The organism is Kribbella sp. NPDC048837, assembly GCF_055586945.1.
The window spans coordinates 148967-160694 of sequence record NZ_JBVJHF010000010.1; the positions used below are offsets into that span (position 1 = coordinate 148967).

Annotated in this window: 9 protein-coding genes; all 9 read left to right on the forward strand. The window is 67.5% G+C overall.

Annotated features, from left to right (window positions below; genetic code table 11):
- Positions 1-33 precede the first annotated feature (33 nt).
- Positions 34-1263 (forward strand): MFS transporter, encoded by a 1230-nt coding sequence (locus tag ACZ6O0_RS37895; protein ID WP_465769894.1) that lies wholly within the window; start codon positions 34-36, stop codon positions 1261-1263.
- A 322-nt stretch (positions 1264-1585) separates the two neighbouring features.
- Positions 1586-3250, forward strand: coding sequence for an ABC transporter ATP-binding protein (locus ACZ6O0_RS37900; protein ID WP_465769895.1), 1665 nt, complete (start codon positions 1586-1588; stop codon positions 3248-3250).
- Positions 3247-5124 carry an ABC transporter ATP-binding protein gene (locus ACZ6O0_RS37905; protein WP_465769896.1) on the forward strand — a complete coding sequence of 626 codons (1878 nt, stop codon included), beginning with the start codon at positions 3247-3249 and terminating at the stop codon, positions 5122-5124. The genes ACZ6O0_RS37900 and ACZ6O0_RS37905 overlap by 4 nt, the downstream gene beginning before the upstream one ends.
- A gap of 140 nt (positions 5125-5264) precedes the next feature.
- On the forward strand, positions 5265-7310 hold the full coding sequence (locus ACZ6O0_RS37910) for a golvesin C-terminal-like domain-containing protein (RefSeq protein WP_465769897.1): 2046 nt from the start codon (positions 5265-5267) through the stop codon (positions 7308-7310).
- A gap of 105 nt (positions 7311-7415) precedes the next feature.
- Positions 7416-8021, forward strand: a complete 606-nt coding sequence (locus tag ACZ6O0_RS37915) for a hypothetical protein (RefSeq protein WP_465769898.1) — start codon at positions 7416-7418, stop codon at positions 8019-8021.
- Between the two features lie 198 nt (positions 8022-8219).
- A complete protein-coding gene (locus tag ACZ6O0_RS37920; RefSeq protein ID WP_465769899.1) occupies positions 8220-8759 on the forward strand; it encodes a DUF305 domain-containing protein in 540 nt (179 codons plus the stop codon).
- Positions 8760-9325: 566 nt separating this feature from the next.
- Positions 9326-10495, forward strand: a complete 1170-nt coding sequence (locus tag ACZ6O0_RS37925; RefSeq protein WP_465769900.1) for an AAA family ATPase — start codon at positions 9326-9328, stop codon at positions 10493-10495.
- Between the two features lie 49 nt (positions 10496-10544).
- On the forward strand, positions 10545-10979 hold the full coding sequence (locus ACZ6O0_RS37930) for a hypothetical protein (protein ID WP_465769901.1): 435 nt from the start codon (positions 10545-10547) through the stop codon (positions 10977-10979).
- Positions 10930-11595 (forward strand): hypothetical protein, encoded by a 666-nt coding sequence (locus ACZ6O0_RS37935; protein ID WP_465769902.1) that lies wholly within the window; start codon positions 10930-10932, stop codon positions 11593-11595. Before ACZ6O0_RS37930 ends, ACZ6O0_RS37935 begins: the two co-directional genes overlap by 50 nt.
- Positions 11596-11728 lie beyond the last annotated feature (133 nt).

The window sequence follows — 11728 nt, forward strand, 5'->3', positions numbered from 1 at the left end:
CGCGTGACTCTCTTGAGTGACACGTTGCTCGTCATGGCGTGGGTTGTGCGAGGCGAGTTCCGCAAGCTCTGGATCGGGCAGCTGGTGTCGGGGTCCGGCAGTGCGATCACTACCGTCGCTCTCCCATTGGTTGCCGTCGTCACCTTGCACGCCTCGGCAGCACAGATGGGCGCCCTGTCTGCGCTGACCATCGCGCCACATCTCGTGTTCGGCCTCGTCGCAGGCGTTTGGGTGGACAGGTGGTCACTGAGACGGCTGCTGATCTGGACGGACCTTGGACGGCTCGTGTTGCTCGGTTCGGTGCCGGCGGTCGCGGCTCTGGACTCCCTGCGGATCGAGCAGCTCTACCTGGTCGCCGTACTGACCGGAGTACTGACGCTGTTGTCGGACACCGCGTCCCAGACGTTGATGCCGTCGCTCGTGCCGCGGGAGGAGCTGATGCGGGCGAACAGTGCGTCCCTGCTGAACTTCAGCCTGGCGTCGACGGCCGGTCCGTCCGTGGCCGGGTTCCTGGTGCAGGTGCTGAGTGCGCCGTTCGCGATCATTGTCGACGCGGCGTCGTACGTGGTGTCCGCGGTGACGTCGTACCTGATCCGGGCGCCGGTCAGGGCGCCGGCGCCGGATCGGTCCGAGGTTCGGCTGTCGGCTGGGTTGCGGGTGCTGTTCGGCCACCGGATTCTGATGCCGCTCGTCCTGTCGGCGACCGTCGCCGCGATGGCCGGGGCGATCCAGGGGCCGTTGATCGTGCTCTACCTGGTCCGTGAGCTGCATCGGTCGCCGTCGTTCGTCGGCGTGCAACTGACGGCGTTCGGTGTCGCCGCGGCGCTCGGGACCTTCGTCGCCACCAGCTGGTGCCGGCTGGTCGGCATCGGCCGCGCCTATCTGTCCGGTGCCTTTCTCGCCTCGCTCACCGGCGTGGCGCTGTCCACCGGCAGCACACTGATGATTCTGCTCGGTCAGGTCTTCGCCGGCGTCGGCATGTCGCTGTTCGGCGTCCCGCAGCGCACTCTGCGTCAGTCCGCCGCCCCGCCCCACCTCCTCGGCCAGGTCGGCGCCACCTGGCGCACGCTGGTCATCGGCGGCCAGGCCTTCGGCGCCGCCGCTTCCGGCCTCCTCGCCACCGCTCTCGGCATCCGACCCACCCTGCTCCTGGCCACGGCGGGCATGCTCGCGGGCGTCCTGATCGCCCTCTGCTCACCCCTCCGCACGCTCCGGACGCTTCCCTCCGAACAGCAGAGCCGGCGATCGATGACCCAGCACTGATTACGAAACGCGATAGCTGTGACCGGGGTCACCGCGTGGCACCGGGCCCGCTTATTGCGAGCAGTGGTTATTCATCGGCGGGGAATGGAATTCGGGCGACAAGCGCTTACCTACTGAGCGATACTGGAAAGTGCGCCTGTTTCAGGTCGCCGAACCCCCCTTTGAACCGAGCATGATGGGAAGTGCGCCCGTCCAGATGCCCTCCGAGCACCCTGCCCAAGCGCCGTCGATCGCTGCCCCTACCACCCGAGCCCCCGAACGCAGCCGCAACCTCTGGCGGCTCCGTCCCTATCTCCGGCCACACCGCTGGCGCCTGGCGGTCATGTTCACGACCGCGATGCTGGGCGTCGGCGTCAGCCTCACCGTTCCGCTGGTCACCAGGTCCATCATCGACGGGCCGGTCACCCGTCACGAGCTGAACCTGCTGGTCCCGCTGGCCCTGCTGGCCCTCGGCCTGAGCATCGCCGAGGTCCTGCTGGTCTGGGCCCGCCGATGGGCCCAGTCCCGGGCCGTCAGCGACCTCGAGGCCGCGCTCCGGCACGACCTGTACGTCCGGCTCCAGTCACTGCCGATGGAGTTCCACACCCGCTGGCAGAGTGGTCAGCTGCTGTCCCGGGTCACCACCGACCTGTCCACGATCCGCCGCTTCATGGGCTTCGGTCTGCTCTTCCTGGTGATGAACATCCTGCAACTGGTCGTCGTCACCATCCTGCTGCTCCAGCTCTACTGGCCACTGGGAGTGGTCGTCCTGCTCGCCGCAGTGCCGATCATCTTGGTGTCACTGAAGTTCGAGCGCAAGTACCTGCTGATCTCCCGCAAGGTCCAGGACCAGCAGGGCGACCTCGCCACCCGGATCGAGGAGTCCGCACTGGGCTTCCGGGTGATCAAGGCGTTCGGCCGGCGTGGACACGTCCAGCGGCAGTTCGACGACGAGGCGATCACGCTCTACCACACCGAGGTGCAGAAGGTCCGGCTCGCGTCGCGGTTCTGGAGCTTCCTCGGAGTGATTCCCAACCTGACCCTGGTGATCGTGCTGCTGCTCGGCGCGCTCGCGGTGGGCCGGGAGGCGATCACGCTCGGCACGCTGGTCGCGTTCATCACGCTGATGCTGTCGCTGATCTGGCCGGTCACGTCGCTCGGCGGGATCCTCGCGATGGCCCAGGAGGCGATGACGGCGGCGGACCGGATCAGCGAGATCCTGGACACCTACTCGGTGATCCAGTCCGGCCCGGAGGAGCTGGTGAACTCCCGTGGTCACCTGCGCTTCGAGCACGTCGGGTTCCGGTTCTCGCCCGACTCCCCGGAGATCCTGCACGACATCAACCTCGATCTCACCCCGGGGACGACGCTGGCCCTGGTCGGCGCGACCGGATCCGGCAAGACCACCCTCACCGCTCTGGTTCCCCGCCTGTACGACGTGACCGCCGGCCGGATCACGATCGACGGGCACGACATCCGGGACCTGAGCCTGACCTCGTTGCGGACCGCGGTAGCGTCCGCGTTCGACGACCCGACGCTGTTCTCGATGAGCGTCCGGGAGAACCTCACCCTCGGCCGCCCCGACGCCACCGACGCGGAGGTCCAGCAGGCCCTCCAGGTGGCTCAGGCCGAGTTCGCCAACGATCTGCCCTGGGGGCTGGAGACCCGGGTCGGTGAGCAGGGCATGTCGCTGTCGGGTGGCCAACGGCAACGACTCGCACTAGCCCGGGCCGTGCTCGCCAAGCCGGCCATCCTCGTGCTCGACGACACGCTCTCCGCGCTCGACGTGCACACCGAGGCCCTGGTCGAGGAGGCACTGCGCAACGTGCTCTCCGAGACCACCGGCATCGTGGTCGCGCACCGGGCGTCGACCGTGATGCTGGCCGACAAGGTGGCTCTGCTCCAGGACGGCACGGTCACCCACGTCGGAACCCATCACGAGTTGCTCGAGGAAGTTCCGGCGTACCGGCAACTGCTCGCGGCGGAGGAAGAGGAGGTGCACGCATGACGACGACCCAGCAGACACCTCCTGACCAGGACACGCGGGAGCAGGAGCAGGAGACTCCGGAGCAGTCGTGGCGGGGAATGTTCGAGGAGGACCCCGACCGCGAGGTGTCGAGGGCAACGACCGTCCGGCTGAAGGAGGACTCCCGCAAGCTGCTCGGCGAGCTGCTGCGGCCGTACTCCAAGCTGATCTGGATCCTGGTCGTGATCGTCGTGGTCGAGAACGGCGCCCGGCTCGCGGTGCCGTACCTGGTCCACCTCGGCATCGACAACGGCATCCCGCCGATCCTGGCCGGTCAGGGCTCGCGGGAGCTCATCACGGTCGTGATCGTGGTTCTGGCGATGGCGTTGCTGCAGGCGTGGACCCGGCAGCTGTTCCTGATGCGGTCCGGCAAGCTCGGCCAGACCATCCTGCTCGGCCTGCGGCGGCGGGTGTTCGACCACTTCCAGCGGCTCAGCCCGTCGTTCCACGACAAGTTCACCTCGGGCCGCGTGATCTCCCGGCTGACGTCGGACGTCAGCGTCATCGACGAGATGCTCGCGAACGGGTTCGACGGACTGGTCACGGCACTGCTGACGCTGATCGGTACGGCGATCCTGCTGCTCACGCTCGACGTGAAGCTCGGTCTGCTCGCGTTGCTGTCGTTCCCGGCGCTGGTCCTGCTGACGGCGTGGTTCCGGAAGCGGTCCGCGATCGTGTACCGGCAGACCCGCGAGGCCGTCGTACTCGTCATCGTGCACTTCGTCGAGTCGATGACCGGGATCCGCGCGGTGCAGGCGTTCCGCCGGGAGCCGCGCAACGAGGAGATCTTCCACGGGGTCAACGACCGGTACCGGAAGGCGAACCTGGAGTCGTTCCGGCTGAACGCGATCTTCATGCCGTCGATCAAGGGCGTCGGCAACGTGACGATCGTCGCGATCCTCGCGTACGGCGGTTACCAGGCCTACCACGGTCACGTGACGGTCGGCGTCCTCACCGCGTTCCTGCTGTACCTGCGGCAGTTCTTCGAGCCGCTGCAGGACATCACGCAGTTCTACAACACCTTCCTGTCCGCGAGTGCGGCGCTGGAGAAGCTGTCCGGTGTTCTGAACGAGACGCCGGACGTGCCGGAGCCGATCGAGCCGGCCAAGCCGGGCCGGGCTCGGGGTCACCTGGAGCTGCGGAGGGTCGAGTTCCAGTACGTCGATGGCGTGAAGGTGCTGCCCGGCCTGCAACTGGACGTGCCGGCCGGTCAGACGCTGGCGCTCGTCGGTACGACGGGAGCCGGTAAGACCACGATCGCCAAACTGGTGGCGCGGTTCTACGACCCGACCGGTGGACACGTGCTGCTGGACGGGGTCGACCTTCGGGACCTCACCGAGGACGACCTGCGCGAGCGGGTGGTCATGGTGACGCAGGAGAACTTCCTGTTCACCGGGTCCGTGGCCGACAACATCCGGTTCGGCAAGCCGGACGCGACCATGGACGAGGTGGTCGAGGCGGCCAAGGTGATCGGCGCGCACGACTTCATCATGGCGCTGCCGAACGGGTACGAGACCGCGGTGGAGAAGCGCGGAAGCCGGCTGTCCGCCGGCCAGCGGCAGCTGGTCGCGTTCGCCCGGGCGTTCCTCGCGGATCCCGCCGTACTCATCCTCGACGAGGCGACGTCGAGCCTGGACATCCCCAGCGAGCGGCTGATCCAGCGCGCACTGCGGACCATCCTGGCCGACCGTACGGCGATCGTCATCGCCCACCGCCTGTCCACGGTCGAAACCGCCGACCGGGTCATCGTCCTCGAACACGGCCGCATCATCGAGGACGGTGCCCCCGACACCCTCGTCACCACCAACGGCCACTACGCCGGCCTCCACCAAGCCTGGGAAGACTCCTTGGCCTGACCGCGTCACGAAACTGCTCCCGGTTGCGCCGACCGGGAGCAGTTTTCTTTTCTTGCAGAAGTAATACCTATTAGCGTCTAGCGGGTTCAGGCTCCTGCCGAGTACGGTCCTGGGACCTTCCGTCCGGTGAGGAGAGTTGGATGAGTCTGCCTGTCAGTCGTCGTACGTTGAATCTCGGGCTTGCGGCGGGTGCTGCCGCGGCTGCCATTCCGGCGGGTGCCAACGCTGCACCACCGATCGGCGCTCCGCCGCGTGGGCGTGGTGGCAAGCACCGGCAGGCCGCGGCGCCGTTCTTCAGTGAGACGACGTTGTGGGACAACACTGTCGACCCACTGGCGAGCTACTTCGTCTACGGCTTCATCGCGCTGCCCAACGACACACTCATCGCCTGCACCGAAGGCCGGCACGAGGTGTGCGACGCCGGACCGCATGACCTGCTCATCCGTCGCAGTCTGGACGGCGGACAGACCTGGACGCCCACCCAGGCAGTAGAAACCTCAGTGGACGGTCAGAGCTGGGCCAACCCCACCTTCGTCGCCGACAACACCACCGGCGAGGTCTTCCTGTTCTACAACCTCTGCGCGCGCCTCCCGGAGAACACCAGCTGCTCCTCGGACACAGGCATCCTGCACTACCGCTCCAGCACCGACAGCGGCGTCACCTGGAGCGAACGGCACAGTCTGGACGGTCTGTTCGACAGCTTCCCGTTCAACTGGGAGATGCACGGCCCTGGCCCCGGCCACGGCATCCAGCTCCACTCCGGCCGCCTCCTGCTCACCGTGTCACACCGCACGATCATCACCGGCGTACCCGCGGCCAACCGCAACTACGGCGCCTCCACCGTCTACAGCGAAGACCACGGCCACACCTGGAAGATCGGCGGCGAGGTACCGATGGGCACCGGCCTGCCCACAGTCGGCGAGGCCCGGCTGCTGCAGCGGGAAGACGGTTCGGTGATCATGAACAGCCGCCCGGGCTCCGGCAACGACTGGCCGCGTGACTTCGCCATCAGCAACGACGACGGGCTGACCTGGTCCCGTGCGGTGATGGAGTTCAGCGCAGGACTGTTCAACGGCTGCGACATGGGCTTCCACCGCTACACCGGCGGACCGGGCAGCCATGACGTCAACCGCGTCCTGTTCAGCCGACCGGACTCCCCCATGCGCTGGAACATGACCGTCTCGCTGAGCTATGACGAGGGCAAGTCGTTCCGCTACAGCCGCTCGATCAGCCAGCTCCGCGGGTACTACTCCGACCTCGCCCGCCTAACCGACGGCACCATCGTGCTGCTCTACGGCTGCGACGGAGACGTTGACGGCAGTCCGCGTCGCGTGGCGGTCGCTCGCTTCAATCTGGAATGGCTGACCCAGGGACGCGACAGTCTGGCAACCGGGCCGGCGCTCACGACAGCGACGTACCCCATGAACTATCCGAGACTGCCTGTGGCCGGTGCGGGTGCGTACGTCGAGCAGGCGATCCACGTGGAGCGCGACGACACCTATGAGCTGTGGCTGCGCTACTACCGCTCGTCCGACGGCGGACTGGTCACGGTGACGGTCGACGGCCAGGCTCCGCGGACCAGTGCGATCGACCTGACCGCTTTCCGCGGCGACGGGTACGACGTCGTACTGCTGGACCGTCGCCGTCTCCAACCGGGCCGGCACACCGTCCGCTTCACTCTCGCCGGCGCCGGCAGGGGCGGCGGTACGGCGGTCGCACTCGAGCAACTGACTCTCGTGACGTCGGCAGCCACCGCTGACATCCGGGAGGAGGTCACCGTCGACAACGGCGGACTCGGCTTCGAGACAGTCGGCACGTGGGCGAGCGGCCGGAGCATCCTCGGGTACTACGGCTTCAACTACCTCACCCACGCCAAGGGCACCGGCGCGAACCTGGCCCGCTTCCGCCCGGCCATCCCCGGCACCGGCCGCTACGAGGTGCTCGCCTCCTACACCGCCGACCCCAACCGCGCTTCCAACGCGAAGTACGTCGTACACCACGCCGCCGGTACGACGACTGTCACGGTCAACCAGCGTGTTCGCGGCGTACCCGATCCCCGCACCGGCGAATGGGTCTCACTCGGCACCTTCACCTTCAACGCCGGCATCGACTCGTACGTCGAACTCAGCGACAACGCCGACGGCTACGTCATCGCCGACGCGGTCCGCTTCCGCCGGCTGCCCTAACCGTCGAGGCCTCCGGCACCGACGTCCAACCATTGCCCTCAGCAACTGGTGGGCTCGGTCGACCTGCTCGGCGGGCTCACCGTCACGGTCGGCCTCGGCGCTGGTGTGTACGCGATCGTCCGCCCGCCCGAGGCCGGTTGGTTGGCCGGTTCGACGCTGCCGGCCGGCGCGGCGGCAGTCGTACTGGCTAAAGTGGGACCGATGAAGATCCAGGACGTCAGTACACGGCCGGGCCTGGTCAGGGCCCTGATCGTTGTGTGGCTGCTGGCCGGGGTCTTCGCGATGCACGGTCTGACCGGCAACCACGACGCCGTGATGACCCAGACTCACGCAGCGCATCCCACAGCGGCTATCGCGCCGACCACACACCAGGCGGCACAGCAGCACTCGCTGCAGTCGGTTCATCAGATGCCTGCGGCGAACGTGCCGGCGATCGCCGCGGTGCGCGCGCCGATGTCAGTCGACGCGATGCCCTCGACTGGCAACACGGCCTACACAGCACACGACGGACACCGCCACGCGATGGGCGATGTGTGTCTGGCGATGCTCGCGGCCTTGGCCCTGGCGATCCTCGGAGCCCTTGCTGCGCGGGGCCTCCGCGCCACACACCCGGTCCTCCGGGTCAGCCCAGCGCGCGCGGCGATCGCTGCAGGGCCGTCGCCGCGATGGCTGCAACCCACCTTGTCGAAACTCTGCGTTCTCCGAACCTAGGCCGACCTCTGCCCGTTCCCGGGCGAACCGTGACCTTGACGCGCCCCTCGGCGGCGCCTCGTAGAACATCACAGCTTCAAGCGACAAGGACTCTTACTCATGCGACACCACACCTGGAAAGCTGCCGCCTCGGCAGCCGCGATCCTGCTGGCAACAGTGACACTGGCCGGCTGCGGCGACGACTCGAACAGTGGCTCCATGCCCGGCATGGGCCATGGCACCACATCGACGGCCGCCCCCGGCAGCGCGGCAGCGGCCGCGGGCGAGTTCAACGATGCCGACGTCACCTTCGCGACCCAGATGATCCCGCACCACCAACAGGCGCTGCAGATGGCGAGCATGGCCGGCTACCAGGCGACCACGCCCGCAGTCAAGCAGCTCGCCACCGCGATCCAGGCCGCGCAGGACCCCGAGATCAAGCTCATGTCCGGCTGGCTCACCACGTGGGGCAAGCCCATTCCCTCCCCGCAGCACGGTGGCCACGGCATGGGCGAGATGCCCGGAATGATGACCGAGGACGACCTGCACGATCTCGGCATGACCGAGGGTTCCATGTTCGACCGGATGTGGACCCTGATGATGATCAAGCATCATCAGGGCGCGGTCACCATGGCCAAGACCGAACAGACCACCGGCAAGGACCCAGCCGCGATCGCGCTGGCCAAGAGGATCGAGACCGGCCAGAACCGCGAGATCGCCGCTATGAAACGCCTGCTCGGTCAGCTCCCCGTCAGCTGACGAGACCCTCGTCGGCAGCAGGCACCTTGCGCCGTGGGCGAAACCCTGCCTCAGCTCTGGCGCCTGCTGCCGGCCACGCCGACAACCCACCGCCGCTCTGATCAACGCCACCCTCTATGGGGTATATCGTTCCCCGTTCAACTGCAGGGCCAGCCTCAGCCGCGCGGACAGCGGATTCACATCACTCGAGCACGCCCACTCGTAGAAGCCGAACAAAACGCTCAGCTGATGGTTGATCGTGCGACTCGCGAACGAACACACTTCCAGCCGCTCCATACGCTCCCACGGCGTGAACTCGCGGTGCGGGAACCGAAACCAGCATCACAGATCGAACGCGTCGACGGACTGCGATCCGACGCCGCAAGCTCCCGCAAGTATCCGGACGCCGCCCCATGCTCAAGCTCGGGAACAGCACCCGCGACCGCAACCCGACTCGACCTCCACCACGCGACCCGGCTCCGTTACTGGCACGCCACGCCGTCTCCCGATACACCCCGTTGCACCAACTGGTGCTCGGAAGAGTTCAACCAGCTGTTCTGTCGGAGCACCTCGGTAGCGTGGCGGGCATGCTGACCACGCTGGCGGTGGAGAACTACCGGTCGTTGCGCCGAGTCGTGATGCCGCTGCGCGGGCTGAACGTCGTGACCGGAGCGAACGGGACGGGCAAGTCCAGCCTGTACAGGGCGCTCCGCCTGCTCGCCGATGCCTCCCGCAACGGGGCGGTCGCCGCTCTCGCGCGCGAAGGCGGTCTCCAGTCGACGCTCTGGGCAGGGCCTGAACACGTCCGCAAGGACCGACCGGTCCAAGGCACCGTGCGGACCGGGCCGGTGAGTCTGCGGATGGGCTTCGCCTCGGAGGACTACGGCTATGCGGTCGACTTCGGTCTGCCGATCCCGACGCTGGGTGTGCGCGGCGGGCCCTCGGCGTTCAACCTCGACCCCGAGATCAAGCGGGAGTCGCTCTGGGCCGGGCCGTTCCTGCGACCTGCCGCTCTGCTGATGGAGCGAGGTGGCGGCGGCGCGCGCATCCGGGACAGCGATGGTCAATGGCAGGACGGCGGACATGTGCTGCAGCCGTTCGACAGCATGCTCAGTGAGTTCGCCGATCCACAGCGTGCGCCGGAGCTGCTCGCGCTGCGCGAGCGGATGCGGGCGTGGCGGTTCTATGACCACCTCCGGACCGACGCTGATGCCCCGGCCCGGCAGGCTCAGATCGGCACTCGGACACCCATCCTCGATCCGGAGGGCGCCGCACTCGCCGCAGCCCTGCAGACGATCCGCGAGATCGGCTCCAAGGGTGCGCTCGACGAGGCGATCGAGCTCGCGTTCCCCGGCAGCCGCATCGAGATCCTCGACAACGCCGGCCGCTTCGAGATCGCCTTCCGCCAACACGGCCTGCTGCGACCGTTGTCCGGCGCCGAGCTGTCAGACGGCACACTCAGGTACCTGCTGTGGGTAGCCGCGTTGCTGACCCCCCGCCCACCAGAACTCCTCGTCCTCAACGAGCCCGAAACCAGCCTGCACCCCGACCTCCTGCCCGCATTGGCAAACCTCGTCGTCACCGCCTCCAAAGACACCCAGGTCATCGTCGTCACCCACTCCCGCCCCTTCGTAGCCTCCCTAGCAGCCCTAGCCGACGACCTCCACACCCTCGAACTGATCAAGGACCACGGCGCCACCACCATCGCCGACCAAGGCCCCCTCGACGAACCACCCTGGAAATGGGCCTCCCGCTAGATCCGCTCTCCGTCTGTCGGGGCGCCTCCGCACACGTCAGAATGCGCGCATGGCTTTGTTCGAACTGACCGCGGCAGGCGCCCTGGCGAAAGTGCCACCGACCACCTTCGCCGCCGAGGCGGTCCTCGAGCGAGCCGACCTGCAGCGCGCTCTGCGCAGCCACATCGGCGTCCTCGACGAGAACCTCCTGGTCGTCGCCGAGGAGTTCGGCGATTTCGCGGACGTACGGCGTCGCATCGACCTGCTGTGTGTCGACCGCGATGGCCAGCTCGTCGTCATCGAGCTGAAACGCACCGAAGACGGCGGGCACATGGAGCTCCAAGCGCTCCGCTACGCCGCCATGGTCTCGACGATGACCTTCGATCAGCTGGCGGTGACGTACGAGCGATATCTGCAACAGACCGCCCCCCGAGCAGGCCGACGACGCTCGGCAGATGCTGGCCGAGTTCCTGGAGGACGTCGGCGGCGACGATGCGGTCCTTGAACGCCGCGTTCGCATCCTGCTGGTGTCCGGTGGTTTCGATCCGCAGATCACCACAACGGTGTTGTGGCTGAACGACCTCTACGGTCTCGACATCACCTGTGTGCGGCTCATGCCGTACCGCGTCGAGGGCCGGTTGCTGCTCGATGTCCAGCAGGTCATACCGCTACCGGAAGCGGCTGAGCTGATGGTCCGGCTCCGCGAACGCGAATCCGCGGCACGCGCGGCGAGCGTCAGCGGACGCGACCTGACCCGGTACGTGATCAAGACTCCTGCCGGCACGTCCGATCCACTCCCCAAGCGGAGAGCAGTCCTCGCCGTCGTACACGCGATCCACCAAGCCGGCGTCCGCGCGTCGGCCATCGCCGGAGCCGTTCCGGGTCCAAGATTCCTGTCGGTCGACGGAGACCTCAGCGAGTCCGACCTCGTCGCCGCCTTTGTCGCGACTCACCCCGGAGCTAGGGGCAACGAGCGACGCTGGTTCTTCGACGAACCGATCCATGACGGGTACAAGACATGGGTGCTCTCCAAGATGTGGGGCACCAACACCGTGCCCACAATCGAGGCACTCCTGGCACTGGCCCCATCAGCAGGCATCACCTACGACCCGGCAACCTAACCGGGCCTCGATCCAGCAGTCCGCGGAAGAGTCACCGGCCGATCGTTCCACGGGCCGGTCGACCAGTCTGCGGGTCCACGACTCGGCGGGTCCACGACTCGGCGGGGTCCACGGGGTAGTCACCCGCGGGCGA